Origin of the sequence: Streptomyces sp. NPDC001904 (assembly GCF_040297005.1) — a bacterium.
Classification (GTDB): domain Bacteria; phylum Actinomycetota; class Actinomycetes; order Streptomycetales; family Streptomycetaceae; genus Streptomyces.
Map to the genome: position 1 here is coordinate 14,852 of NZ_JBEOYI010000044.1, position 25,943 is coordinate 40,794.

The 25,943-nt window shown below is 68.6% G+C and carries 24 protein-coding genes, 1 pseudogene and 1 CRISPR repeat array; of the genes and pseudogenes, 9 read left to right on the top strand and 16 right to left on the bottom strand.

The annotated features are described in order from the left end of the window. Positions 1-17 precede the first annotated feature (17 nt). A complete protein-coding gene (gene cas3, locus ABT127_RS37320; RefSeq protein ID WP_351460380.1) occupies positions 18-2,933 on the bottom strand; it encodes a CRISPR-associated helicase Cas3' in 2,916 nt (971 codons plus the stop codon). A 230-nt stretch (positions 2,934-3,163) separates the two neighbouring features. After that, a CRISPR array of direct repeats spans positions 3,164-5,936; the repeat unit is 29 nt; unit sequence CTGCTCCCCGCGCCCGCGGGGATGGTCCC. 487 nt (positions 5,937-6,423) lie between these two features. Here cas3 and ABT127_RS37325 point away from each other — a divergent pair. Beyond that, on the top strand, positions 6,424-6,879 hold the full coding sequence (locus tag ABT127_RS37325; RefSeq protein WP_351460430.1) for a peroxiredoxin: 456 nt from the start codon (positions 6,424-6,426) through the stop codon (positions 6,877-6,879). Between the two features lie 162 nt (positions 6,880-7,041). On the opposite strand, the gene ABT127_RS37330 is transcribed toward ABT127_RS37325, so the two are convergent. After that, the gene (locus tag ABT127_RS37330) at positions 7,042-9,222 is read right to left on the bottom strand and encodes a WD40 repeat domain-containing protein (RefSeq protein ID WP_351460383.1); all 2,181 of its coding nucleotides are present in this window, start codon (positions 9,220-9,222) and stop codon (positions 7,042-7,044) included. A 31-nt stretch (positions 9,223-9,253) separates the two neighbouring features. After that, positions 9,254-9,979, bottom strand: a complete 726-nt coding sequence (locus ABT127_RS37335; RefSeq protein WP_351460386.1) for an ATP-binding protein — start codon at positions 9,977-9,979, stop codon at positions 9,254-9,256. Positions 9,980-10,292: 313 nt separating this feature from the next. On the opposite strand from ABT127_RS37335, the gene ABT127_RS37340 reads away from it, so the two are divergent. Next, complete coding sequence (locus ABT127_RS37340; protein ID WP_111667932.1) at positions 10,293-10,496, top strand: cold-shock protein; 204 nt, start codon at positions 10,293-10,295, stop codon at positions 10,494-10,496. 456 nt (positions 10,497-10,952) lie between these two features. Here ABT127_RS37340 and ABT127_RS37345 read toward each other — a convergent pair whose 3' ends face one another. Together ABT127_RS37345 and ABT127_RS37350 are read right to left on the bottom strand one after the other, a co-directional pair. After that, positions 10,953-11,651, bottom strand: coding sequence for an aspartate/glutamate racemase family protein (locus ABT127_RS37345; RefSeq protein ID WP_351460390.1), 699 nt, complete (start codon positions 11,649-11,651; stop codon positions 10,953-10,955). A 610-nt stretch (positions 11,652-12,261) separates the two neighbouring features. Next, entirely contained in the window at positions 12,262-12,933 is a 672-nt protein-coding gene (locus ABT127_RS37350; RefSeq protein WP_351460393.1) for an HNH endonuclease family protein, read from the bottom strand. A 337-nt stretch (positions 12,934-13,270) separates the two neighbouring features. On the opposite strand from ABT127_RS37350, the gene ABT127_RS37355 reads away from it, so the two are divergent. Together ABT127_RS37355 and ABT127_RS37360 are read left to right on the top strand one after the other, a co-directional pair. Then, complete coding sequence (locus tag ABT127_RS37355) at positions 13,271-13,651, top strand: hypothetical protein (RefSeq protein WP_351460396.1); 381 nt, start codon at positions 13,271-13,273, stop codon at positions 13,649-13,651. Then, positions 13,648-14,091, top strand: a complete 444-nt coding sequence (locus ABT127_RS37360) for an STAS domain-containing protein (RefSeq protein WP_351460398.1) — start codon at positions 13,648-13,650, stop codon at positions 14,089-14,091. The genes ABT127_RS37355 and ABT127_RS37360 overlap by 4 nt, the downstream gene beginning before the upstream one ends. 198 nt (positions 14,092-14,289) lie before the next feature. On the opposite strand, the gene ABT127_RS37365 is transcribed toward ABT127_RS37360, so the two are convergent. The 4 genes from ABT127_RS37365 to ABT127_RS37380 all read right to left on the bottom strand — a co-directional run bounded on the left by ABT127_RS37365 (position 14,290) and on the right by ABT127_RS37380 (position 17,055). Beyond that, positions 14,290-14,655: an ATP-binding protein gene (locus ABT127_RS37365; RefSeq protein ID WP_351460401.1), complete on the bottom strand. Its 366-nt coding sequence runs from the start codon at positions 14,653-14,655 to the stop codon at positions 14,290-14,292. A gap of 53 nt (positions 14,656-14,708) precedes the next feature. Beyond that, positions 14,709-15,095 (bottom strand): STAS domain-containing protein, encoded by a 387-nt coding sequence (locus ABT127_RS37370; RefSeq protein WP_351460404.1) that lies wholly within the window; start codon positions 15,093-15,095, stop codon positions 14,709-14,711. A gap of 739 nt (positions 15,096-15,834) precedes the next feature. Then, complete coding sequence (locus ABT127_RS37375) at positions 15,835-15,999, bottom strand: hypothetical protein (RefSeq protein ID WP_351460407.1); 165 nt, start codon at positions 15,997-15,999, stop codon at positions 15,835-15,837. 78 nt (positions 16,000-16,077) lie between these two features. Continuing rightward, the gene (locus ABT127_RS37380) at positions 16,078-17,055 is read right to left on the bottom strand and encodes an alpha/beta hydrolase (protein ID WP_351460409.1); all 978 of its coding nucleotides are present in this window, start codon (positions 17,053-17,055) and stop codon (positions 16,078-16,080) included. Positions 17,056-17,419: 364 nt separating this feature from the next. On the opposite strand from ABT127_RS37380, the gene ABT127_RS37385 reads away from it, so the two are divergent. Continuing rightward, entirely contained in the window at positions 17,420-17,668 is a 249-nt protein-coding gene (locus tag ABT127_RS37385) for a hypothetical protein (protein WP_351460412.1), read from the top strand. 5 nt (positions 17,669-17,673) lie between these two features. Here the strand turns inward: ABT127_RS37385 and ABT127_RS37390 are convergent, their stop codons facing one another. Beyond that, the gene (locus tag ABT127_RS37390; RefSeq protein WP_502971843.1) at positions 17,674-17,817 is read right to left on the bottom strand and encodes a hypothetical protein; all 144 of its coding nucleotides are present in this window, start codon (positions 17,815-17,817) and stop codon (positions 17,674-17,676) included. Between the two features lie 821 nt (positions 17,818-18,638). On the opposite strand from ABT127_RS37390, the gene ABT127_RS37395 reads away from it, so the two are divergent. Beyond that, positions 18,639-19,073, top strand: a complete 435-nt coding sequence (locus ABT127_RS37395; protein WP_351460414.1) for a DUF7878 domain-containing protein — start codon at positions 18,639-18,641, stop codon at positions 19,071-19,073. 328 nt (positions 19,074-19,401) lie between these two features. Next, the gene (locus tag ABT127_RS37400) at positions 19,402-19,740 is read left to right on the top strand and encodes an ankyrin repeat domain-containing protein (RefSeq protein WP_351460433.1); all 339 of its coding nucleotides are present in this window, start codon (positions 19,402-19,404) and stop codon (positions 19,738-19,740) included. A 15-nt stretch (positions 19,741-19,755) separates the two neighbouring features. On the opposite strand, the pseudogene ABT127_RS37405 reads toward ABT127_RS37400, so the two are convergent. Together ABT127_RS37405 and ABT127_RS37410 are read right to left on the bottom strand one after the other, a co-directional pair. Continuing rightward, positions 19,756-20,945, bottom strand: a pseudogene (locus tag ABT127_RS37405) (IS110 family RNA-guided transposase). A gap of 502 nt (positions 20,946-21,447) precedes the next feature. Further along, a complete protein-coding gene (locus ABT127_RS37410) occupies positions 21,448-21,699 on the bottom strand; it encodes a hypothetical protein (protein WP_351460416.1) in 252 nt (83 codons plus the stop codon). 343 nt (positions 21,700-22,042) lie between these two features. Between ABT127_RS37410 and ABT127_RS37415 the strand changes: the two genes are divergently transcribed. Next, entirely contained in the window at positions 22,043-22,372 is a 330-nt protein-coding gene (locus tag ABT127_RS37415; protein WP_351460418.1) for a chaplin, read from the top strand. A gap of 214 nt (positions 22,373-22,586) precedes the next feature. Continuing rightward, positions 22,587-22,799, top strand: coding sequence for a hypothetical protein (locus ABT127_RS37420; protein ID WP_351460420.1), 213 nt, complete (start codon positions 22,587-22,589; stop codon positions 22,797-22,799). A gap of 87 nt (positions 22,800-22,886) precedes the next feature. On the opposite strand, the gene ABT127_RS37425 is transcribed toward ABT127_RS37420, so the two are convergent. The 4 genes from ABT127_RS37425 to ABT127_RS37440 form a co-directional block, all read right to left on the bottom strand. Continuing rightward, the gene (locus ABT127_RS37425) at positions 22,887-23,144 is read right to left on the bottom strand and encodes a hypothetical protein (RefSeq protein ID WP_351460422.1); all 258 of its coding nucleotides are present in this window, start codon (positions 23,142-23,144) and stop codon (positions 22,887-22,889) included. Between the two features lie 294 nt (positions 23,145-23,438). Continuing rightward, positions 23,439-24,086, bottom strand: coding sequence for a fasciclin domain-containing protein (locus ABT127_RS37430; protein WP_351460424.1), 648 nt, complete (start codon positions 24,084-24,086; stop codon positions 23,439-23,441). Between the two features lie 273 nt (positions 24,087-24,359). Then, positions 24,360-25,109 carry an anti-sigma factor gene (locus ABT127_RS37435; protein WP_351460435.1) on the bottom strand — a complete coding sequence of 250 codons (750 nt, stop codon included), beginning with the start codon at positions 25,107-25,109 and terminating at the stop codon, positions 24,360-24,362. Between the two features lie 2 nt (positions 25,110-25,111). Beyond that, positions 25,112-25,696 (bottom strand): sigma-70 family RNA polymerase sigma factor, encoded by a 585-nt coding sequence (locus tag ABT127_RS37440; RefSeq protein ID WP_351460427.1) that lies wholly within the window; start codon positions 25,694-25,696, stop codon positions 25,112-25,114. Between the last annotated feature and the right edge of the window lie 247 nt (positions 25,697-25,943).

Sequence of the window (25,943 nt, forward strand, 5' to 3'; positions counted from 1 at the left end):
CGCCCTCCGAATCGTTCTCAAGCACGAATCACGTCCAGGCCGTTCTCGGGGCTGTAGTGGAGTGCGTAGCCTGCCAGTTGGGTCTGACAATCCTCATCGAGCGCGAGAATCAGCTGGTCGGACAGCCAGGGACTGTCCTTGCCCTGCCAGGCGGGCACGTACAGCTGCTCCAGTTCCGCGATCGCCGCGTCCAGTGTTTTCGCGTAGGAGAACTGGATGGGCAGGCGCAGCCCGCAACTCGCCGCCACCCGTCCCGCGAACGGTGACGGGGCCTGGTCCTGTGGCAGGACGAGGCCGCCGCGCTTGCGGCCCTTTGAGTCGTCGGGCAGCCACGGGAGGGTCGCCAGTGTCCCGTCTGCGCGCCGCTGCACGACGACGACCTCCAGGCTCTCCCTGCTGTCACGGACCTGCGCTCGTCCGGTCCGGGTGTCGTCGGCGTCGCCGACACCGGCCGCCACCCATCCGATCAGCGGCCGTCCCGGACGGCTCACTTCACCGAGGCGGAACACCGCCGCCCGCTCGGCCTGGTCCGCCCGGTGCGCCTCGAACTGCCCTCTCGCCTCGGCAAGCGCTGGCTGCCACGACAGGGGCCCGACCGGCTCCGGCCCGTAGGCGCCCTGGACGAGCGGGCTGATGTCCGCGGGCAGCCGCACCGGCCTCCGCGGACTGTCCAGATGCGGCAGCAGCACCGCCGCCGAACGCAGCAGCGCATACGCCCCGTACACCGCGACCGATCCCCGCACAGGAACCGGCACCGGCGCTTCCCAGTCCATCCCGGTCAGCAGACACCGCGCCACACGCAGCCGCTCAGGCCGCTGCTCCTGGCCGGTACCGCGCTGATGGCGGTGGAGGCGGCCCATCCGCTGAAGCAACAGGTCGACCGGACACACGTCACTGACCAGCAGATCGAAGTCCACATCCAAAGACTGCTCGGCGACTTGGCTGGCCACCACGATATGGGCGGTGTCCGGGCGGCGGCCCGCCGCCCGGGCGGGCGGCCCGAAACGGTCCAGAAGGTCACGGTCCTTCGCCGCACGGTCCACATCGACGAACGCGGAATGCGCCACCGTGACAGCATCGTCGCCGAACCGATCACGCAGGACCCGGGCGGTCTCCAGCACCCGCCGAACCGTGTTGCGGACCACCAATACACAGCCGCCGCCCTGCAGTTCCCGCTCCAGCCGGCCGGCCAGCACGTCCACGTCGTCAACGAACCGCTCCACGTGGACGTCCGCACCACGGCCCGACGGCTCAGGACACCGCACCACCGGCGACCCGCCCGGTGCGACCGCCGTCAGCAGCGGATAGGCGTCCGCAGCCGTCGCACCGTCGTCGACCTGCACGGCCGGTTTTCCGGCATAGGCCGTCATCAACTCCTGCCGCCGCCCAGCAGGCAACGTCGCCGACAGCACCACGACCGGCACGCCATAAGCACCCAGCCAGGCCAGCACCCGGTCCAGATAGACACTCATGTAGGTGTCGTAGGCGTGCGCCTCGTCGATCACGACGACCTTGCCCGCCACCGCGAGATGCCGCAGCGCCAGATGGCGGCTCTTCAGCCCGGCGAACAGCAGCTGATCGATCGTCCCCGAAACGAACGAAGCCAGCATGGCCCGCTTACGGCCCCGCAACCACGCGTGCGCCACCAACTCCCCACCCGCGTAGACAGACGGGCTGCCCGGCCGCCGCTGCGAGACAGCCTCGGCGTCCACATCGACCGCCGCAATACGCCCGCTGCGCGCCAGCAAGGGCGCGAAATCCTCGTTCAACGCCGCCTTGGAATGAGCCAGATGCACCGAGCGACGGGCACCGTCCGCACCGGGAAGCTGCTTGATCCACTCCAGCAGCCGCGGGAACATCGCATTGCCCGTGGCCATCGTCGGCAGCGCGAAAAACACCCCGCCCGCACCCGAGCGCGCCGCGAACACCTCGGCCACCGCCAAAGCCGCCTCCGTCTTCCCCTCCCCCATCGGCGCCTCGACGATCATCAGCCCCGGCGCCTCCATCCCCCGGGCCAGCTCCACCGCGGCCGCCTGCACCGGCCGGACCCCGGCTCCCACCGGAAGCCGGAAACGGGAGACAAACAGCTCCTGCAACTCCCCTACCGGCTCAACCGCCGCCCACGGCGCCGGAAGATCCAGCCCCCGCCAGGCCGCCGCCAGCCGCTCGGCACTGCTATGAGCCGCAGCCTCGGGAAAGTACGGGAACAGATCCGGGTTGCTCGCGATCCAGTCCGCAACAATCACCACCGCCGTCAGCAACACCTGCGCCGGCTGCGGGAGTTTCACCTCCTGCCACTGCGCCAGCCGCCCAGCAACTCCGAACCGCTCCGCACACGCATCGAGCAGCTCCGTCTGCACCTGCCGCCACAACCCGCTACTACGCCCCGGCGTCCGCAGCAACTCCTCACGCTCGAACAGCGCCTTGACCTGACCATGATCCGGCGGCACCCCGTGATGCCCGCCCACCACCACAGCGAACTGCCCCGTCTGCCGCCCCGCCCAACCGCACCGCTCCTCCAGCCACTCCCCCAACAGCACCTGCCCGGCCAGCCCGTGCGGAGCCAACCGCCGCTCCCAACCCCACGCCTGACGCGACCGCATCTCCAGCCCCGCAGCACGCATCCCATCGGCCAGCAACTCCACCTGACAGGCAAAAGCCGGTGTCGCCTTGCCGATGTCATGCACTCCCGCCAGCCACACCGCCAACGCACGCCCGCTCGCCTCACCACCAGGCAACACCGCGGCAACTACCCTGCGCACACTGGCCGGCAGCCACTCATCCCACAACAGACCCGCGACAGCGGCAGAATCCTCCATGTGCCGCCACAACGGCATCCAGCCGTCACTGTCCCGGTCGTGCTTCGCCCACACCGTCCGCGCCGCAGCACTCAATCCCGGCAGCATCCCCTGCCCGGCACCCCCACCGACCATGCACAGTGACTATCACGCCACCCCCACACACCACACCAAAACAAAGAAGCACCCCCCATCCACAACCAGCCCGGCTAACACCCGCACAGACAACGGAACGTGCCTGCAAAAATCCCAGCACCAGCACACCACCCAGCCAGGCAAAACGTCCCACTATAGAAGCTATGCCCGAATCACTGAAACTAAGCAAAACCGAGTGCCCCGCCAACTGAACCCCCAGCTCACACAGTCTGCTCCCCGCGCCCGCGGGGATGGTCCCTTGATGCAGGTCTACACCGCTTTCAAGCTGATCTGCTCCCCGCGCCCGCGGGGATGGTCCCAGGGCCGACGCCTACGCCGACTACCCGGGTGGCTGCTCCCCGCGCCCGCGGGGATGGTCCCGGGCTCAGCGGCGGGTTGGCGGTCGCTGAGGACTGCTCCCCGCGCCCGCGGGGATGGTCCCAGGGCAGGGTTCGGCCGAACGAACGCCGTATACTGCTCCCCGCGCCCGCGGGGATGGTCCCAGGGCCGCCGCCGCGGGCAGCGGCCACCGCGCCTGCTCCCCGCGCCCGCGGGGATGGTCCCATGGCGCAGAAGTACGGCAACGCGATCGAGGGCTGCTCCCCGCGCCCGCGGGGATGGTCCCGCCAGCGACGAGCCGCCGTCCAGGTTGTTGTCCTGCTCCCCGCGCCCGCGGGGATGGTCCCTACGTCGTCCCCGCGGGCGGCGACGTGCGGGCCTGCTCCCCGCGCCCGCGGGGATGGTCCCGTCTCCTTCGGGGCGACGTTCCCCGCCACGCCCTGCTCCCCGCGCCCGCGGGGATGGTCCCGCCATCGCGGCGGCGGCCAGCGGCGTCATCGGCTGCTCCCCGCGCCCGCAGGGATGGTCCCGAGAACTGGGCGAACCCCGCACTGATCGTCCACTGCTCCCCGCGCCCGCGGGGATGGTCCCGTCAACGGATCCACCCTCAACAACGCACTGACCTGCTCCCCGCGCCCGCGGGGATGGTCCCTTCTGCGCGTCCTTCTGGGTGGTCCAACGGTGCTGCTCCCCGCGCCCGCGGGGATGGTCCCACCAACCTGGCCGCCGACCCGCCCGGGTGGTTCTGCTCCCCGCGCCCGCGGGGATGGTCCCTGCGTGCCGCCCTCGCACAGCCCAAGGAGAACGCTGCTCCCCGCGCCCGCGGGGATGGTCCCGCGCGGGAGGCGTGCGGCCCCCAGACGGTGAGCTGCTCCCCGCGCCCGCGGGGATGGCCCCCAGCCGCTGCACATGTCGCACTGCCACCCGCCCTGCTCCCCGCGCCCGCGGGGATGGTCCCAGGCTCAGGTGTCCGTCCGGGTTGACCAGGAACTGCTCCCCGCGCCCGCGGGGATGGTCCCTCGGCCGGGAGCGTCTTCCATGCCTTCGTGACCTGCTCCCCGCGCCCGCGGGGATGGTCCCCCGCCCAAGGACCAGGACCACACGGCGAGCGTCTGCTCCCCGCGCCCGCGGGGATGGTCCCCGCCGTCAGGCGGCTTTCTCCACGGTGATGTCCTGCTCCCCGCGCCCGCGGGGATGGTCCCGCGCCGCCGGAACGGGCCTTCCCGTGGTTCATCTGCTCCCCGCGCCCGCGGGGATGGTCCCCCGACGCGTCTGCCGGAGCCGACGCAGCGCCACTGCTCCCCGCGCCCGCGGGGATGGTCCCTGGCCGAGGGCGCGGGCCGACGTGTAGGCGGCCTGCTCCCCGCGCCCGCGGGGATGGTCCCGAGGCGCCGCTACTTCCGCCCCGTGTGTCTGCCTGCTCCCCACGCCCGCGGGGATGGTCCCATCCCGCTTCGCGTCCACCGGGGCGGCGAGTGCTGCTCCCCGCGCCCGCGGGGATGGTCCCGCATCACGAACACCCCGTTTGACCCGGACACCCTGCTCCCCGCGCCCGCGGGGATGGTCCCGCCTTCTGCGCGACGTCCGCCTTACCGCCCTTCTGCTCCCCGCGCCCGCGGGGATGGTCCCTGTCGACGTTCGGCCTGGACACCTACCTTCGGCTGCTCCCCGCGCCCGCGGGGATGGTCCCTCGCGGCTCTCTCTGAACTGTCCCGGGCCGCCCTGCTCCCTGCGCCCGCGGGGATGGTCCCCACGGACACCGGAATGATGGGCCACGCCTTTCCTGCTCCCCGCGCCCGCGGGGATGGTCCCACGGCGTGTACGGCCTGGCGACGGCTGCCGCCCTGCTCCCCGCGCCCGCGGGGATGGTCCCGTGGGCCTGACCACCGAGGACTCCCTGAAGTTCTGCTCCCCGCGCCCGCGGGGATGGTCCCATGGCGACCCATGAGGCGTCATCACTGCGCGCCTGCTCCCCGCGCCCGCGGGGATGGTCCCCGCAGCGGCTCCTCCGGCTCGGGGACCTTGGTCTGCTCCCCGCGCCCGCGGGGATGGTCCCAACGGCAGTTCACCGAGACCCAGTTGAAGGCTCTGCTCCCCGCGCCCGCGGGGATGGTCCCGCCAGGTTGGTGACGGGGTCTCCGTCGTACAGCTGCTCCCCGTGCCCGCGGGGATGGTCCCGCGCACACGGCCGCTCCGGCGACCCCGCCGACCTGCTCCCCGCGCCCGCGGGGATGGTCCCAGGAGGGGTTGGCCATCACCGAGCTGATCCGCTGCTCCCCGCGCCCGCGGGGATGGTCCCCGGTCAGGGAACAGGCCGAGAAGGAGGCCGCACTGCTCCCCGCGCCCGCGGGGATGGTCCCCGGTCAGGGACCGGCTCGCGGACTCGGCGGACCTGCTCCCCGCGCCCGCGGGGATGGTCCCCCGCCCATGACCTACAACGCGATGTCTGCCGCCTGCTCCCCGCGCCCGCGGGGATGGTCCCGAAGGCACCGACACGGATGCGAACGCCGACGCCTGCTCCCCGCGCTCGCGGGGATGGTCCCACGTAGGAGGCTTCCCCGGTGGGGGACTCCATCTGCTCCCCGCGCCCGCAGGGATGGTCCTGCCGGCGACCGACCCCACGGCCGAGCCGGGGCTGCTCCCCGTGCCCGCGGGAATGGTCCCGGCACGAAGCCGGGCCGGGCATGAGGCCTTGGGCCAGGTCTCAGGAGTCCTCGCGGCGCCGCTGGTGGCGGTGCACCCACACGAAGAAGAGGTTGGCCGTGCCCGGCCGGATCTCGAATTCATGGAAGTGGTCGGCCTCAAGCTCGCTTTCGACTTCGACGACCAGCCCTCCTCGCTGCGGCTCAATCCTCGGGCCGACCTCAGGCCCGTCGGGCAGGCGCAGAGCCAGCTCGGTGACGTTGCGGTGCTCGGTCGGCCGAGGGTCGGCAGCCGCCTGTGCCCTTGCGTGCGGGTGCCTCGGGCACTGCGTCGAAGGGGTGGGCCATAACGTCGGAGCGGATGGAAAGCACGTAGTCCAGGCTGAGGCAGGCCTCGCGCACTTGCCCTGCCTCCCGGACACCCAGTCCCTACCGGCGAGTAGGATCAGACTCGTCCGTTCCGTGTCCGCAGCAAGCAGTCGGGAGTCATCGTGCCCGCTTCATCCCGGATCCAAGTTGGTTCGGTAGTGGAGGACTTCACCTTGCCCGACGAGACGGGCACACCCACGAGTCTCGCCTCGCTGCTGACCGAGGGCCCGGTGGTGGTGTTCTTCTATCCGGCCGCCATGACGGCCGGCTGCACGGCCCAGGCCTGTCACTTTCGCGATCTGACCGCCGAGTTCGCGGCCGCCGGCGCCCGGCCTGTGGGCATCAGTTCGGACGAGGTCGAGCGGCAGCGCGAGTTCGCACAGAAGCACACCTTCGGGTTCCCATTGCTGTCCGATCCGGAGGGTGTGGTGCGGCGCCAGTTCGGTGTGGCCCGCGGATTCGGTCCTCTGCCCACCAAACGAGCCACGTTCGTCATCGGCACGGACCGACGCGTAATCGAAGTGGTGCGTAGCGAGTTCAGGATGAGCGCGCACGCGGACCAGGCCCTGGCGGCCCTGCGCAAGAACGCTTCCTGACGACCGGTCACCTAACGGCGGGTGCAACCAGCAAATACATGAGTGCTTGAGTGTTTTCACCCGGTTTATGTGTCCCTCAACGACCACGGAGCTCCAGGGCAGGGTCAGACCGTGGGCCTGATGCCGATCCCGAATTTTGGCCGGTTGCGCACCGCCGACTGGTCACACCTCCGCTCTGTCGCCCTGCACTCGAACGATCTCCGCGAAAGCGCAGGCAGCCCGGCCCAGTTGGGTGCCCATGGTCTCGGCCTGAAGGGTTACCTCGCCCGCCTCGACGACGCCGAGCAGCAGGAGTACGACGCGCACCAAGCCGCCTACCTCCGCGCCCAAGGACGCGACCCGCTCCAGCTCGGCGACCGCCCAGTCCCGGTCCCACGCCCTCGACACGATGCGCGCCGTGGAGGCCGCGCTCACCGCGTGCGCCGACGACATCGCCCGCCAGGTCCAGCGCGCACCCATGGCCATGCCGTCCGCCCGCCGCGCCACGTACGGCAGCCAGCGCGAGGCCGACATCGCGTACGCCGACCGGCAGCGCCTCGCCGTACTGGCCCGCGCCGACCTCGCCGACCCGCGCCGGTGGCGGCACACCGGCCGCCGCGACGCAGTACGCGCCTCCCTGTGGCTCCTCGCCCGCATCGAGTCCCGGCCCGGCCCGTGCCGGCCGATCGACGCCGTGCAGGCCCGGCGGATCGGGACCGTCGCGGCCGGCGCCGCCGAGCGGGTGGAGCAGGCCCTCGACATCGCCGCGCAGAAGCGGACCCTCGCCCAACGGTGCGCGTGCGGCGGGGAGATCGACATGAGAGCCGTGCGGTCCTCCGACACCGACGCCAGACGGCGGCCGTCGGGGGACCAGGCGACGGCCGAGACACCGGCCCGGTGGCCGGTCATTTCGGTGGTACGCCCGCCGGGTGCCAGGGACCAGACGCGCACCGTGCCGTCGTCCGACGCGCTGGCAAGTTGCCGTCGGCCCAGTGACCAGGCCAGGGCCCACACCGGCAGCTCATGGCCGGTCAGCACGGTCAGTTCGGCATGCGTCTCCGCATCCCAGATCCGCACAGTACGGTCGCTGCTCGCCGTGGCGAGCCGGTCGCCGTCCGGTGACCACGCAAGAGCCCCGACGCTGTCGTCATGACCGGTGAGCACGCCGAGTGCGGCCCAGGTCTCGGCGTCCCAGACGGTGACGGTACGGTCCCGCGCGCTACCGGCCAGCCGCTTCCCGTCAGGCGACCAGGCCACGGCGTACACCCTGTCGCCGTGGGCATGGGTGAGGACGACGGGGGCTACGGCCCCCTGGGCGTCCCAAATCCGGATCGTGCCGTCGTCCGACGCGGTCTCCAGTCGCGACCCGTCGGGAGACCAGGCCACAGCGTTGACGTCCCGTTCGTGGCCCCGGAAGACTGCACGCCGCCGGGAGGCGCCCAGAGCGGTGTGCAGGGCCTGTTGGGCCGCCGAGGTGGGTGCGCACTCCTCGATGGCGGCGAGCGACGCAAGGATCGCCAACTCCGGGTCGCGTTCGGCGCTTTCCAGAGCCCGGTGGGCGACCGCGTCGGCGACACGTTGCATAGAGATTCTGTCCTGGCGGATGGAGCATTCCAGAAAGGCCGCGACGAGCGGGACGCCGGTGAGGGCTCCAGACGCCTCGTCCGCCCATGCGCGTGCGACGGCCAGCCGTTCGCCGCTCAGCAGATAGGCGTCCTGCCGGCCCGAGCGTTCCCAGTCCTGTGCCCACCTTTCCAGCTCCGTACGGCGCCGCAGCTTGTCCGTACCGGCCGCGACAGCTTGACGCAGCGGAGCCCACTGCCGGAAGAGCGCCTCATGGGCGACATCCAGCACGGCATTGTCGCTGGTGAGCAGGCGTCCGGTGACGAAGGCATCGGTCACGGTGCGCTCTTCGGGCGTGAGGTCCTCGCGGTGCACGCGGCGGCGAGTCGGCTCGCCGTGCTCCAGGCTCACGAGTTTCAGCAGTGTGGAGAGCACAGGTGTGTCCGCGTCGACCGTACGCAAGTCGGCGGTGATCCGGTCCGCCTGGTCGGACAGTGCCCCGGCAACTGCGCCAAGGCGACGGTATTCGTCTTCCGTCACCGTCCCGCCGGAGCCGACTCGCAGGAAGAGTTCCTGAAGGGTGTACGCCAGCAGCGGCAGTGCGTCCCCACCTCCGGTGTCGTCCACCATCCGTGCCACGACCCCGGGAGCGAAGCTCAGGCCCGCCTGTTCCGCGGGTTTCTCGATCGCCTCGAACAGCTCTGTGCGACCGAGCACGCCGACCAGCGTCGGCTGGTGAATCAGCGCGGCGTATCCGGTCGCCAGGAAGTCGGTCAGGAAATCCGATCGCAAGGTGGCCACAACCCACAGATGCGGGTCCGCCGCAAGCGACTCATCGATCAGCGAGAGGAACGCGCCCCCGGTCCTGGGCTCCGGTCAACGTGAGGAGTTCCTCAAGCTGGTCGACGACCAGGAGCACTGGCGCGGCACGTCCGCCCCGCGCCGTGCGCAGCCGGTCCAGGCACCGCCGTACGCCCGCGGGTCCCTGCGCTAGTTCCGTCTGGACCTGCTCGACGGTCATATCGGGCAGCACCGCGGCAAGAGTGGACGTGAAGCTCGCCAGCGGATCGGCGCCCGGTGCGAACGGTGGCGTGATCACCCAGAGGCCACGCCGCCGTCCCAGGGCGGGCAGCAGTCCCGCCCGCACCAGCGAGGACTTGCCGCTCCCGGAGGGGCCGATCACCGCGACAAACCGGTGCGCACGGGTCGGTGCGGACGGATTGAGCCTGCCGACGAGATCCCTGATCTCCCGGTCACGGCCGAAGAATACGCCGGCATCGTCCTCAGTGAATGCCTCCAGCCCGGGGTACGGCGGCTGCGAGGAGTTCCACGTCCGCGTGATCGCGACAGGCCGCTCCAAGAAGTGCAGCCAGACCTGCCCCGCGACGAGAAGCAAGAGTACGACCGCGACCAAAGGCACCGACCATTCCCGCAACAGGCGCAGTGGCCACGGGACTTGATCCGTCTGGCTGGTGGCGTAGTTGGCCGCCATGCCCAACAGTGCCCCGAGCAGCATGAGCAGGACGTCCAAGACAAGCTTTACCGGACGACGGTCCACGCATCCCCCACCAGAATCCGTTATCACTCCACGTGCTCTAGCCAACCCTATGCATGACTGTTCGGCTCGACAGGCTCCGCCCGGCGGCAGGACACCCACACCTGCACCTGCACTCTCGCCAACTAGCGTCGCCGACACCTACGCGCGCACCGCGCGGCGCCCGTGTCGAACAAGGGCCTTCCTCCTGCCCATCCTGATCGACGGCTATCTGTGGTGCTCATGGGGCAGGATGTGGTCCGAAGCACTCCGCACGGGAGTGCGTTTGGACTCCGGGCCTCGACTGAGGACCTCGGGTGATGTGAAGGATTGCAGTATGGCCAGCGGTACCGTGAAGTGGTTCAACAGCGAAAAGGGCTTCGGCTTCATCGAGCAGGACGGGGGCGGCGCCGACGTCTTCGCCCACTACTCCAACATCTCCGGCAACGGCTACCGCGAGCTCACCGAGGGCGAGAAGGTCACCTTCGACATCACCCAGGGCCAGAAGGGCCCCCAGGCCGAGAACATCGTGCGCGGCTGACACCGAGCACAGCGCAGAGAGGGTTCCCGCCGCGGCCGGCGGGCACCCTCTCTGCGCTTTCGGCACACCGACACGGACGCCCCTGCCGATTGGCAATCGGAGCCTCCCCCGCCACCCAGCGGTAGACCTTGAGGCGCTCGCCCGCGGCACGTCCCCAAACAGTGGCTCAACGTACTGCGGCGGCGCAACGCGATGGGCCAGGCGCCGATCGGCCTCCTGCAAGACGACCGGGCCCGGCTCGACCTGGGTGCGGGCGGGCGGGAGGCCGCTCACACCAAGTCGGGGGCCGATGAGATCGGTGCGGGCGAGCCGGCCGCGTAGGAGGGCGGCGCGGGATCGATGAACACAGCTTTCGCAGCCGCCAGGAAGCCCCAGCGGCACGTCTGCGTGCCGGCGCCTGGCCACCTACACCACGCAGGCTCTCGACGGCTTTTGGCCAAAGAACCTAATGGTCGTCTATGTTGCAGCGGCCAGCGCGGCTTCGACAGCCGCCTCGACGTGCAGTCGCGTCGTGGGGAAGACCGGCACCGGGCTGTCTTGTGCCCCGATCAGAAGCTCGATCTCGGTGCACCCCAGGATGACGCCCTGTGCGCCCTTCTCGGCGAGCTTCCTGATCACACGCTGGTATTCCGCGCGCGACGTGTCCTGCACCACCCCGAGGCACAGTTCTTCGTAGATCACCTGGTGGACTAGCGCACGATCCGCCGCCTCCGGAATCAGTACGTCCAGGCCACGCTTTTCCAACCGGGCCCGATAGAAGTCCTGTTCCATCGTGAAGGCGGTCCCGAGTAGACCGACAGTGCGTAGCCCAGTCGCCGTCACTGCGTCAGCCGTGGCATCGGCGAGGTGCAGCAGGGGAACTGTCACTGCGGCCTCGACCTGTCCGGCGACCTTATGCATCGTGTTGGTGCAGATCAGCACCATGTCTGCACCCGCCCTCTCGAGCGACCGAGCGGCGGCGGCCAGCATGTCACCTGCCTCCGCCCAGCGGCCCTGCACCTGCAACTGCTCGATCTCCGCGAAATCCACCGAGTACAGCACGCAGCGGGCCGAGTGCAGGCCACCGAGACGGTCGCGTGTCAACTCGTTCAGCAGCCGGTAGTACTCCGACGTCGACTCCCAGCTCATCCCCCCGATCAAGCCGATCGTCTTCATGACACCCTCCTCGCGCTGTACTGCTGACAAGAGCATTCTTCAGGAACACGGGCCCAGGTGCGCTGGCAGGACGGGCAACCTCGATTGGTCGGGCATCCGCTGGGTCGTCCCGGACGGGCGGAGTGTCACCGAGCGCGGGCAGATCCTCAGCCTCGCGCACTCCGACGCGGACTTCGTCGAGTTTCTGCGGCTAGGGCTGTCCCTTAAATGATCTTCGGATCGCCTTGGACAGGCCTTGCCTCTGTGCGGCCCTCAGCTCTATCCGGCAAGGGCGAGGTTGTGCATCCGGGCCGCACCGGCCGACGCTCCATCCCGAGGCCCCCGGCCCACCCCACGGCAGACCGGGGGCCTCGTCCCAGTCCAGGGAGGCGCGGTCGGCGTCATCGAGGGAGGTGGCGGAGGTTTCCTGGGTGCCGTTCTTCGATCGCGTCGACTACATCCCGGACGACGTATTGGAGTCGACGAGGGACGGAGAGCCCGCGTCCGTCCGGGCGAGCTGGCCGTTCCAGCGGTGAGCCGCATGCAGGGAGTAGGGCTGGGCGACCAGCAGCAGCCACCGCGTTGCCGGGCCCCTGCAGTCAGGGGTTCAGCGAGCGGCCCTCAGCGCTCGTCAGGGGGCGGGTTCGTAAGCGACGGCGGCGTACCCGCACCCATCGGCTACCTGGTTCAGCGCGGCGATCTCGGCCGGGTCGGCGGTCAGCTTCCAGCGCAGCTTGGTGGACACCCAGTCGGTGATGTACTGGCAGTAGGCCTCCGCGGCCGGCGGAAGCCACTGGGCGGGATCCTGATCAGCCTTGCTGCGGTTCGTCCGGGCCGTCACCGCGATCAGCGAACGCTCGGCATCCAGATCGTTCGCGTACGCTTCGCGCCGGGCCGGCGTCCACTGCGCTGCGCCGGAATCCCAGGCTTCGGCGAGCGGGACCAGGTGGTCGATGTCGAGCTTCGCGGGGTCGGTGACCGTGGCACTGTCGTAGTAGCTGAACCACTCCCCCGCAGTCACCCTGCACGTGCCCTCGATCACGGGCTCGGTTCGTGACTGGGCGATCAGCACCTCCGCGCGGGTGTTGCAGCCATCGTGGTCAGCATCCACCCAGTGCCGGAACCTCGTCCGTTCATAGCCCGCCCGGTCCTCCGCGGCCTGCGGGAGGGAAGCGATCCCGTCCTGGAGACGGATCTGCACCATCTCCGCCCGGGCCTCGGCGCGGGCCGGGGCAGTGGTGGCGAGCAGGGGCAGCACAAGGAACGCGACGGCCGCAAAGCCACGCATCGTCATGGTCTTCATGGCCCGTTGCTACCGGCACCGACGCCCCGGCGTCAGCCGATCTCCCGCACACTCACCCGGCTGCCAGAGATGGTCCTACCGGAGAAACGATGCTTCCCACCGGGCGCTGTCGGTGCCGCCCGCAGGGGCGGAGGCGTCCTGCCGGTCGCCCCACACCGCGGTCAGGGCCTGCCAGAAGGCCGGAGTTACCGTCATCGCCGGCGGTGCCGCCTTCGGCCCCGACGGGGCGTACGGCCGCCTCATGCAGGCTGACTGGGCTGCGAATGCCGTCGGCGCCGACAGACTCCTGGTCCGGGGAGTCGAGCGCCCCACCGTCCAGGCGGCGAGGATGGTCACTGTGGATCTCCCGCACCTGGACGACCAGGGGTACACGATGGTTTGCCAGTGCCGGCGCCAGCTCGTCAAGCAGACCGTCGCGGACGTGGAAGAAGGCTTTCCCGCGATGCTTAAGTACACCGAGTACCAGCGAGAGCGCACCGTCGAGGACATCGATCACACCGTCAACTACCTCGCCACCGCACTGTATGTGGACGATGCCGCGCTGTTCACGCGCTTCATCACATGGACCGCGGACATCCTCACCGCGCGCGGGGTCCCCGCCGTCAGCCTGCTGCCCGCACTTGGTTCACTTGACCGGCAACTGTCCGACTTCCCCCGCGCCACCCGCATTCTGGCCACGGCACGAAGCGCCCTGAGCATTCCTGGACCGCGTATATGAACCCCGACCTCCTGCTCGTCACCTCCACCCGGAGACACGGCGTTGTGACGCTGTATGTCAGTGGGCAGCTCGTCTACGAAACCTGCGACGAGTTCACCGAGCACGCCGAGCAGGCCCTCGCCGCGCGCCCGGGCGTGAAGAGCGTCATCGTGAACTGTCTCCAGCTGACCGTAGTGGACTCCATGGGGTTGTCCGCATTCCTGGCCCTGCGGCGTCATGTCGATGCCGCGGGCGCGACCCTGCACCTCGAAAGACGCCCCCGTCTGCTGAACCGGATTCTGGAGATCACCGGAACCCTGACGTATCTCACCACCGGTGGTGGTTCCCCGAACGCCTCGTCCGCCACCACCAGCCGGGAAACGCCCCGTACTCACGACGGTGAGCAGTTGCCTCCGACGTCCGATGCCGGCGCGGGGTCAGACATCGGCGATCACCACTGACAACCGCCGACGCCGACATCTACGAAGCGTCGGGTTCCGCTGCTACCAGGGCTTTCATCGGCTTGCACACGTCGCACACCTGCAAGCCGATCACTGGGCCGTTCAGCGCCGGGAGCGCGTGGTGCGCGTCGTAGGTCGCGCGTGCGTCCTTCGTCACCCAGAGGTCCGGGGGGGAACTTGGGCCGCTCCCCCGCCTGCCTAGGTGATCTTCCAGAGAGCTGTGACGGTTTTGCCCGTGTCGGTGACTACGGTTTCCGTCTTGTCGCACAGCGACTGCACCATCGGCAGTCCGAGGCCTCCGCGGCCGTCCTTCAGGTCTCCAGTGCGCCTGTGGGGCGGGGTGGTGTCGCTGTCGCAGACGTCGATGGTGAGTCGGTCACCGTCGACGGTGACGTTGAGGGTCCATGAGCTGTTCGGCGTGTGGCGGACGGCGTTGGTGACCAGTTCGCTCACCACCAGCTGGACTGCCTCCAAGTCGGCCGGCACACCGGCGGCGACCAGATGTTGCACCACCTGCTGACGCGCCTGGGCGATGGATGCGCGCCTCGAGTCGGTGGTGAACATCTGCAGCCCTTCGCGTCCGGTGTGTCCCGTTCGCGTGCCCTGTACACGCTTCCTCACACTCCGGTCTGTGTCCCGTCGCCGCCGTGAGGTTGTGCTGTCAGGCCGCGGGCGGCGTCGTTATCTGCAACAACGGTGAAGGCACTTCCGACACCTGTCACCTGGAGCATGCGCCGCACGAAGACGTTCTCCCCCGCCAGGACGACCGGGCGCCGGCGGGCTGTCTGCAGAAGCAGGTTCAGCAAAGCGGAGTCGCAAAAGCGCAGGGCGCTGACATCGACGGTGAACAGCAAGCCAGCGCTCTCCCGCTCTGCGCGCGTGAACGCCTCCTCCACCTCGTCCACGAACTCCGGGTCGACATCTCCGGCCAGCACCAGGACCCACAACGTGCCCGACGGACCGTTCGATACGACCGGACTCGCCGGGTAGTACTGCTCAGACATGCGCTCATCGTCTCCCACGGGTGCGAACCGACCGCGAAACGGTCGAGAACCTGCAAGCGGACCTCACGGCGGCTCACAAGAAAGGGCGCTCCGGGAAACGGGGCGCCCCGCAGTGCAACGGTGTGACTCCCAGACACTGCGAAGCAACACGATCCACTGATCCCGTCGCTTCATGGATCATTCAACAAGATTCAGTGACTAAATGTCACTCCTCAGGCCAAAGATACTGTGCGCCCGCGCCGCCCTGACGCCGTCACGACCGCACCACGAACGCCGGGGGCAAGGCTCCGCCGATCCGCGAGGAGTCACCGTTGTCGTACATGCGAGCGGCCTGGCGGAGCAGTTCACCCCATCGTGTAGCCACCATCTGCCCGTATCGGGGCACTCGTAGTTCACCTGAGGATGTGGCGCGACGATGAGGATCGGCCGCTCATCGTCAGCCGGTCGGGCAGCGCCAGAGGAGAAGGGCTAAGGGGAAGCAAGGGGGAACTGGCGCCGCCCGACCACACCCCACAGCTGGCGCGCGCTGTCCCGGTTTCGCCCCCGTCCGGGACAGCGCGCGCCATCGCATGTGTGACGCATCGCAGAGGAAGAACGGCAGCGCGGACAGCTCCGCTCGATCACCGGCGAGTTGTCTCCCAACGGGCTCGCCGAGCGCTGAGCATTCACAGCCGAGATAGCTGGACGACGGAGGCACGGTCTCGTGCGTGGAAACCGGGCGGCAGTACGCTCGCGGTCCCTACTCCTCGCGCTCGAACTCCGCCTCGGCCCGTTCGTCGTCGAGGTCGGCCTGCGCGTGGTCGTACAGTTCGTGGACGAACTTGCGAGCCTTGTCCGCCGGGATGTCAGGGCCGAGCGAGGTCAGCCGTTGGGTCCACTCGCGGTGCGGGTCGTCACCAGCCATGGTGTCGCCTCCTCGAAAACGCAGCTTTCCTGCAGCGGCGGGCGGACCCGCGTGGTCCGCCCGCCGCTGCCGGGGATGTCAGTTGTCGTGCAATGCCTTGTGCAGTGCGTCGATCGCGAGGTGGCGGGCGACGTTGGCGGCTCGGGTGTCGCGCAGGCTGTCCAGGAGCAGGAAGTCGTGGACCATGCCGGCGACACGGACGGACGTGACGTCGACGCCGGCCTCGCGGAGCTTGTTCGCGTACATCTCGCCCTCGTCACGCAGGACGTCGGCCTCGTCGGTGATCACCAGCGTGGTCGGCAGCCCCTTCAGCTGGTCGAGGCTCGACTGGAGCGGGGAGGCGTAGTGCTGCTTCCGCTCGGCGTCGTCGGTGGTGTAGGCGTTCCAGAACCACTTCATGCCGTCGCGTGTGAGGTAGTAGCCCTCGGCGAACTGCAGGTACGACGGGGTGTCGAAGTCGGCGTTCGTCACCGGGTACAGCAGCACCTGCGCCTTGAGGTCGATGCCGTTGTCGCGCTCCTTGTTCATCAGCGCGAACACGGCCGACATGCAGCCGCCGACGGACTCGCCGGTCACCGCCACGCGGGAGGTGTCCAGCCCGTGGTCGGCGCCGTTCTTCAGGACCCACTGGCCCACGGCGTAGTTCTGCTCCACCTGCGTGGGGTACTTCGCCTCCGGCGCCCGGTCGTAGACGGGGAACACTCCGGCCGCGCCCGCTCCGACGACCAGCTCCCGGAAGAGCCGGTCGTGGGTCTTGTCGTCACCGAACACCCATCCCGCGCCATGGATATACACCACGACGGGCAGCGGGCCGGTGGCTCCCTTGGGCTTGATGATGCGGGTACGGACCGTGCCCCACTCGCCCGCGTCGACATCCACCCACTCCTCGTCGACCTCGGGCCGGTCCACCCCCTCGCCGCTCTGCAGGCCCGCGAGGATGTCCCGGCCCTGCTCCGGCGGGACCTCGTAGATCCGCGGGTGAGGATCGGTCGCCTCAGCCAGCTCACGGGCGGCGGGCTCCAGATACGGAGTGATGGGGTCAGGCAGATTCGACATGAACACACGCCTCCAACGATCAGGACGAGTGAGAACACCGGGACGAGGCGGCCGGCGCCGATGCTTCGGCACAGCCGGGCGCCGCATGTCAGCGGGTCTCCAATCATTCCGCGCGCGGGTGCTAACGCAACTTTTGGTTACCTTCCGTAGCCGGTGTCGCCACGAGTGCATCATCGGCAGCCTGCCGTGTGTGCAGCAGCGGTGGTTGCTGCCACGCCCGCGACCACCGGCACGGATGACGACACGGCCGCCGCCACCTGTTCCGTGACGGCGGCCGCTGTCAGCGCCGGAGCGGTACTGACGTCACCGGCAGAGCCCCGTAATCTGCTGCCACAGGACAGAGTGATCTTCGGCGGGGGCCCTCATGACAGGCGGCAACAGGGCCAGCACGTATATCGGCGGCGGCCACATCGGACTGGCCGTGACGATCATTGCTCTGATCGTTGTCGCCTGCTTCTCCGGCACTCGCTGGACTGTGATCGTCGCAGGAGGCTTCACCACCTGGTTCATCCTCGCGCTCACCGTCATTCGCATGAGGGGCGTGCGTGGTGGGGAAGCAGTTCGACGGGCCTATGTCGCCACGTTCGGCTGGGGCGACTACGTCAACCCCTGACGGGCTCAGGCGGCGAAGCCGATGTTCATGACGTACTCGTAGGCGCCGTAGTCGGAGCCGAGGTCGGCGGTGATGTCGTCGAACCAGGCAGCGTCCATGGCCTCGTCGTCGGCGGCCCACGCCTCGACCATCCGCTGCCAGTTCCGCACGTTCAAAGCGCGGAAGGAGACCGCCCGCACGTGGGCAGCGCGGCCGCGAGGTCCTGGACGGAGCCGTGTACACGACGTGCGTGCCGCTGGCGGCGGAGGTGGAGGCAGGCACCACGCGACACGTGACCGTGGCCGTGGCCGTGCGGCGGGTGCACCCCGATCTGCTGTGAGACCGCCGCCCGAGAGAGGCCGTAGGTCAGGCGCTCGCCCACAGGTCGGCGGTCGGCGGCGGCACGTGGCGCAGGGCGGGCAGCGGGTTGCACACCTGACAGGGCTGTGGTGCCTTGTCGCCGCCGGAGGCCGCGAGGGCATCGCGCGCGGCGACGGCATCGACGATCTCCGCCGTCTCTTCGCCAGGCCGCAGTAACTGCGGTGCACCACTGCTCCCAGGCCGGAGCGGTCCGCCTCGATCGTGAAGCCGATCCCCCGGCGGGCCTGCTCGCGGCGGTGCCGCTCGGTGGCCGCCTCGGCCTTGAGGCGCCGGATCACCTCCCGCTCGTGCCGGGCCTGCCACTCCAGCCAGACGAGGAGGGCTTGATGCGCGACGAGGCGTTCCTCGGTGGAGAGGTCAGGCGCCTGAAACTCACTCACGTACTTGATTCTATAAGTGGCCGCGGCCCACACCTCCAGCGGGCACTTGGTGTCCTGTCGCAGCGAAGGTTGAGCGTTCTCACCGCACCTTGCCCGACGGTTCTCTTTCTCACCGAAGGTTGAGCTCGCTGGTCGGAGGTGGTGCCCTGTTCCTAGAGCCTTGCTACGGTCATTCGATCCTGAACGGCCTCGACACGGAGTAGGCCTCGAACTACCTGGAGGCCACTTCCATGCGGCTCACGTTTCGCAACATCGGCGCTCCGGACCTGCCCAAGCGTGGCTACACACCGGACAACGCCCCGATCGCCGCCCTGCTTCTGGACATTGAGGCCGACTTTTCCATCGAGGAGGACGGCCGGACGCTGTGGTCGGAGGAACTCTTTCAGGTTGCCGAGCTGGCCTATCGAATGGCGCAGTGGCTCCAGGTCCCCGACGAGGTCCGCGGCAACTTCGAGCTCGACTCGATGGACTGGGCAGAGCGTGGAGTCATCCGCATCGTCCGCTGCGACGAGGGTTGGAGGGTCGGGACGGCCCTAGAACCAGATCTCTGGACCGCTCCAGTGCCCTGGGGGGACCTGGTAGCGGAGATTCGTCGCTTCGACCGCGCGGTGCGCGAGGCAACCGCCTCACTCGGCTTCAACCCGGATTTCATCCCGCAAGTGTGAAGGGCCTCCCCGCAAGCCACATCCGTGCTGGCCAGGACAAGCGCAGGGCAGTGGCGCTTTGACACCACTGATCGTCTCCGCCCGCTTGTTGATGCGGCCGAGCACTGGGTCCCCTCGTGTCACCTTCAACGCTGAAGGTTCGGTGACACAGGACAGCACTGTCCGTGGGTCCCTATACGCGTACCGGTCCGGCGAAGCTGTAGCCCCGTTGCGCCGCGTGCCGGCGCAGACACACCGACAGGTCACGGCACACCGCTTCGGCTACGCCGTCCAGCTGTTGGCAGGTCTGCGGGGGGGGTGCCCCTATCTCCTTCGTCAAGTGATCGTGATGATGATGGGCATGACGGATGAGGGTCAGGGCTTGGGTCGTGAGAGTCGTCAGGGGTGGACGCAGCTGCACTTCGCGGCGGATGAGCAGGATGCCGCGGCTGTCGGCTCTCTCCTGGCGGAGGGTGCGGAGGTGGATGCACCCGATGGGCAGGGCAATACGCCGTTGTGGCAGGCCGTGTTCACGTATCGGGGCGATGGTGCGGTGTTGTCCCTGCTGGTCAAGGCCGGTGCCGATCCGGACAGGGTCAACCTTCATGGGGTGAGCCCGCGGCGTCTTGCCGGCTGGCGTGTTGGTTCAGATGTCGTGGTGCATCTCGGGGAATCTCCTTCCTTGTAGTGCAATTTCTGCAGGTCAGGCCGCCTTGGCGGGCTGGGGTTCGTAGAAGGTTCCGTCGCGGAGCATGGCGAAGAGGACGTCGGCCCTTCGTCGGGCGAGGCAGAGTAGTGCCTGGGTGTGGTGCTTGCCCTGGGCGATCTTCTTGTCGTAGTAGGCCCTGGAAGCCGGGTCGCCCAGAGCGGCGAACGCGGAGAGGAAGAAGGCCCGTTTGAGCTGCTTGTTTCCTCTCCGGGAGGGCTGTTCGCCGCGGATCGATGAGCCCGAGCTTCGGGTCGCCGGGGCGAGTCCGGCGTAGGCGGCGAGGTGGCCGGCGGTCGGGAAAGTGCTGCCGTCGCCGACCTCGATCAGGATCCGGGCTCCGGTCCTGACGCCGACTCCCGGCATCGACGTCAGGACCTTGGAAAGAGGGTGGTCCTCCAGCAGTTTCTCGATCTGCCCGGCCAAGAGTTTTCGCTGGTCAAGGACGGCCGTCAGTGAGCCGGCCAGGCTCGGGACGATCAACGCGGCCGCCTCGGTCCCCGGGACCGTCACGGTCTGCTCGTCCAATGCGGTGAATATCTCCTCGACCAGCCGCTCGGCCATCCTGGGGGCCTTCGGCCGTAGCAGGGTGATCAGTCGCCGACGGCCGGCCTTGCGGATCTGGGCGGGTGACCCGAACCTTTCCAGCAGTGTCAGGACGGCCGGGTGCTGCAATCGCGGTCCCAGCACCCGCTCCAGCGACGGATGGATTTGCGTCAGGAGGCCGTGGAGCCGGTTGGCGACCCGGGTGGCCTCGCCGGCCAGGTCGTCGTCGAACCCGACGATCATCTCCAGTTCGGCGATCGTCTCGTCCTCGCCGTCGATGGCCCGCAGCGTGTGGGGGCGGCGTCCGCGATGATGAACGCGTCCTTCGCGTCCGTCTTGGCCTCGCCCGGGTAGAGGTCGGCGATCCGCCTCATCGTCAGCCCCGGCAGGTAGGCGAGCGGGCAGCCCATGTCCCGGGCGACCGCCAGAGGCAGGGCGCCGATCGAGGCCGGCTGATCGACCACGACCAGCACCGTCCCGTGCTTGGCCTGGAGTTTCGCGAACAGCTCGCGGAGCTTGGGTTCGGTGTTGGGTAACCGCTTGTCGAAGGCCTTCTTTCCGGCCGGTGTGACGGCGGTGGCGTGGTGTTCGCCTTTGCCGACGTCCAGGCCGAGGAAGACGTCGATGTCGCCGGTGTCGATCACGTGCAGGCCCCTCCGCTCACGCTTTCGTCCGGCCTTGCTACGGCACCGAGCTGCCACCTCCACGTTACGGAGAGCTCTTCCGGCCTGGGTGAAGCCGGTGCTCAAGCCCCTCATCAGCGGTCTGTCGATGCCTCCGGGCCCGGTGACACCACCCCCCGGATCATCAACCGCAACAAGGGGGGGAAGTCATGCCGGACCCGAAGGCCGGAGGCCCCATTGCGGAGCCACGAAGAAGGTAACGGGGGGGAGCTGGACCACAAAGTGGTTGGGGACCACGACGCGTCCGCGCCCCACGATCATGGCGTGGGCATCGCATTAGCGCCATAGCGCCACCAGAACCTCGGCCTGCTTCGTGCGTGGTGGAACCAGCGCCTGCCACACCGGTGGATTCCCACCGACGTGAGCCCGCGCGTGTGACCGATCACAGAGGTGTGGCGCCCCGCACGCGGGGCGCCACACCGTTCGTGTCTCCCTCAGGAGGCAACGATCCTGAGCAGGTTCAGGAGTGCGAGCCGGTGGTGTTGCCGGTGGCTCCGGTGGGACCGGCCTGCTTGGTGGTGGTCTTGAAGTACGCCTTGCCGTCGGGGGTGAAGCCGCTGACCGTCTCCATCGTCATGCCGCCGTTGACGTTGGCGGAGTTCTGCGCCTTCTTGTAGGCGGGGCCGCCGTCGGCGGAGGCGAGGCCCGCGGCACCAACGACCAGGGGGGCGACGAGGGCGCCGACGGCGACGTACTTGGCAAGCTTGCGCATGGATGCGGTCCTTTCGAGATCGCCCGGCCGAGCAGGACCCGCGGACACACGACCACGGGCAGGCGGAACAGGCCGGAAGCACCGCCTGCTTCGACGCTGGACGCGGATCCCGAGATGCGCATGTTGATCACAGCCAGGCGCGGCCGTCCGCCGCTGCTCGCAGTGCAGCAGTTTTCGCTGCTGTGGCAGGCAACAGCGGGAAGCGCGTGGTCCGGACGGGTGAACTCAGAGTGTGCGGCCAATCCGGCTGCCCCGGACGTTCCGGATGGCCAGTGAGAAGCCGACCGCTTCTTGTCCTCGGCCGACAGGTCCAGGGACTGTTCGGATGAGCAGGGAGCGTTTCATGTCTCGTGTGCTGAAGAGTGCGGCGATCGCGGTGGCCATCGGCGGTTCGCTGCTGGCCGGTGCGGGCGCGGCGACCGCGGACGCCGGTGCCCAGGGCGCTGCAGTGGGTTCGCCGGGCGTGCTGTCCGGCAACGTCGTCCAGGTACCGGTCCACGTCCCGGTCAACGCCTGCGGCAACACCGTGAACGTCATCGGCCTGCTCAACCCGGCCTTCGGCAACAGCTGCGCCAACGGCTCCGACAACTGGGGCGGGCACGCCTGGGACGAGGGCCACATGGGCCACCACGGCTCGATGAACCACAGCGGCCACATGGGCATGTGGAAGTAGCCCAACACCCGATAGGTACTGATGGCTTGTCCACCCGCGGGCTGCCATCGCATCACCCATCCCTGGTGCCGCACCATCACCCGGCGCCAGGGATGCGCCACGCACACGCATCGCACAGTGCAGCCTTTTTGCCGGTAGCGAACCTGGGGTGCGGGGTGGCACACAATGGAGGTGCGCTGTCCATCGGCAGCCAGTGTGTGGAGCAGGAGGATTGGTGCACAAGCCGCAGAAGGACCGACGCGAGTCCTCCGATGACCCCCAGCACCTCCTCAGGGAGGTCCTAGCCGGCTTTGACCGGTACGCCAGCGTCTGCGCAAGCCGGGACAGCGTCTTCAAGGGGTCACGCTCGACCCGCGAACAGGAACAGAGAGCCTTCGACGAACTGCGCCAGATCATGGACCGGGTACGTCAACGCAGCGGCCCCTGAGCGGGCTTATTGCACAGTGTGCGGATCCAGACACGATGAGGGCTCTGGTACGTCAGGACATGGGAAGCTGCTACGAGCAGTAGCGGCTCAAGGTTCGACGGTTTCCGTACAGGCCACCGCTACGGCGGCTGGAATGACTTGCGCAAACAAAACCGTCCAGCCCGCCTCAGGAATGCAAGCCGGCGCATTGAAGACCCAACCGACCGTGCCGGCAAGCGCTGCGAGGACGGCGGCACTCATCGTCCACATCACCGAGATACGGGGCCTGCCAGTGTCGATCAGACGCCCCAGGGTGGCTGCCACAACGCCAACAGGCAGACAGAGCAATGCATCCAGCACATCCACGCTCGCGGTTCCCACTTCAGTTTGACGTGCAGCGAGCTCGCAGCGATGCAGGGATGCCACATCATGCCGAGGATGACCACGAACGGAACAGAGAAGGCGGGCGAAGCGGGTGGCGACTGCTCTTCCGAATCGCCGTCCGCCTCACCCACCGGACACAACCGCCGGGAGGCCACCGCTCACACCCTCCCGGACCGCTCCCTCGCCCCACTCCTGCAATCTCGAGGTACCCGGGGCGCAGGGAGGACCGCAGATTTCCCGTCTTCCCTCTGCGCGGTTGCGTCAGCTCGTAGCTCCTCAGCTCTTGGGCATGAGGACGGAGTCGATGATGTAGACGTTGGCGTTGGCGGTCTTGACGTTGCCGCAGACCACGTTGGCGGTGTCGTTGACCTTGTAGGACTCGCCCGAGCCGGAGGTCATGAGCTTCGACTTCTCCAGGGTGTCGAAGGAGCCGTTCTCCAGATCCTTGGGCGCGAGCTTCTGGCCCACGACGTGGTAGGTCAGGATCTTGGTGAGCTGGGCCTTGTCGTTGAGGACCTTGTCCAGGTCGGCCTTCGGGATCTTGGCGAAGGCGTCGTTGGTCGGCGCGAACACGGTGATGTTCTTGGCGTTGTTCAGCGTGTCGACGAGGCCGGCCTTCTTGACGGCGGTGACCAGGGTGGACAGGGCCGGGTTGTTGGAGGCGGCGGTCGCGACCGGGTCCTTGGCCATGCCGTCGAAGGAGCCCGCACCATCCTTGGGGACGGAGGAACAAGCCGAGCCGAACGGCTCGTCGGCGGTGCTCATGTCGTCAGAGGGACTGGCCATGTCCGAGCCCTTCGACGCGGACGAGGCACTGTCGGACGCCTTGTCCTTGGAGTCACTGTCGGAGCACGCCGTCAGGGCCAGCGGCAACATCGCGGCGGCAGCAACAGCAACAGCGGCACGACGGACTCGAGTCTGCATGACAATCCCTCAGCGATCAGATCCGTGAAGGCCATCTGCCTCCATCGCACGGAATCCGGAGCGCCGGGTGCAGCGGATTGGTCGATTTTCGAAAGAGTGAACCTCCTACGAGCTCTTCAGTGAAAATCCGCAGGTCAGGTGCCATCGTGCGCCTTACGGACAGTCGCCCTGATCGCGAAGCCCCACAGCTGGCTACGCATCAACGCGGTTGAGGGGTGCACCACGATCGTGGTGCACCCCTCAACCCATGCGCGCTCAGCGGCATCCGGGCTGTCAGGCAGGCAGAGCCATCGTGGTCAGGGGCTGACTCGTCGGCTGCTGTGAACCGCCGGCGGGCTCCAGCGTGATGCCGAGTCCGGTGGCCTCGCCCACACGGCCGTCCATGAGCACGCTCTGGTCGGTGCGCGCGGCATCCATCAAGCCGGCCGAACGCATGTGGCCGCCGTCGGCGAACCACAGCTGGTACACCTTGCCCTTCGGCGGGGCGGCCATGTGGGACGCAATGAATACGGCCCTGCCGCTGCTCTGCGAGATGACCACCGAACCACGCGCTCCATCAACAAGGGCCGCCGAGGCGACCTTGGCATCGGGTGCGGCGAGGACTGCGGCGATCCGGTCGGACTGCTCCTGTACGGCCTCCGCCTGCTTGCGGGCGTCGTCGGCTCGGTCGTGCTGCCACATGGTGGTCGCGCCGAGCGTGGCGATCCCTGCCGCACAGGCAGCCAAGGCCCACCGCACGGCCGTACTGTGCCGTGTCCTCGTCGGAGTGGACGCGTTGACTGGTGCGCCAGGGGCCTCCTGGCGAACCTGACTGATCTGCTGCAGGACTTGTGACTTCAGATGCTGAGGTGCGCGGCGTGTTGTGGCCAGTGCGAGGCGTCCGGCGGTGGCGGTGAATTCCCGTACCTCCAGCGCGCACGTTTCACATGTGGCCATGTGCGCCTCGAACGCCTCGCGCTCGTCGTCGTCGAGTGCGTCGAGTGCGTAGGCGCCTGTCAGCGTGTGCACATCGCCCGTGTCCACGGTCATGCCGTCACCCCCAAGCAGTCACGGAGCCGGATGAGCCCGTCCCGCAGCCGCGTCTTGATCGTGCCCAAAGGCGCCGACAGTTCTTCAGCAACCTCTTTGTAGGTCAGGCCCTGGTAGTACGCCAGCGTCACCGACTGGCGCTGGATCTCCGTCAATGAACGCAGACACCGGCGCAGTTCTTCCCGCTCCTGCTGTGCCTGGACCTGCTCGGACACCTCGTCGAACTCTCGCGGCCGGTCAAGCAGAGCGGCCCGGTGATCGCGGGCCGCCGCGGACTCCACGGAACGGATGCGATCGACGGTGCGCCGGTGGGCCAGCGTGAGCAACCAGTTGAGCACCGTCCCACGCTCGGGACGGTAGCGTCCTGCCGTGCGCCACACCTCTACCCATACCTCTTGGGCGACTTCCTCGGCCTGGGCATGGTCGCGCAACACCTTGTGGACCAGCCCGAAGACCGCATGGCATCCGGCGTCGTAGACGGTGGCGAACGCCTCTTGGTTCCCTGCCCCGACTTGCTTGATCAGCGCAGGCAAATCCGGGCCGTGGGCTGGATTGGGGCCGATGGAGATGGCTTCCGTCATGCGCCGCCTTCCGAAGACCGCTGGAACGCGGTGTGAACTGGGTGACCACACCAGTAACTCATGTGCTCCCGGTCCGCCCACCGTGAGGATCATGTTCGTCGCTTCCTGTCCGTTCCCGTGCCTCCTTCTAGTCGACGGTGACGACGACGGAGTGCCAGCCGGAGGCGCCGTCGGGGATGGTGGCGGTGCGCTTCTCCGTCTGCGTCTCGCCCGTACGGTCGGTGGCCCGGACGGTCAGGGTGTGGCC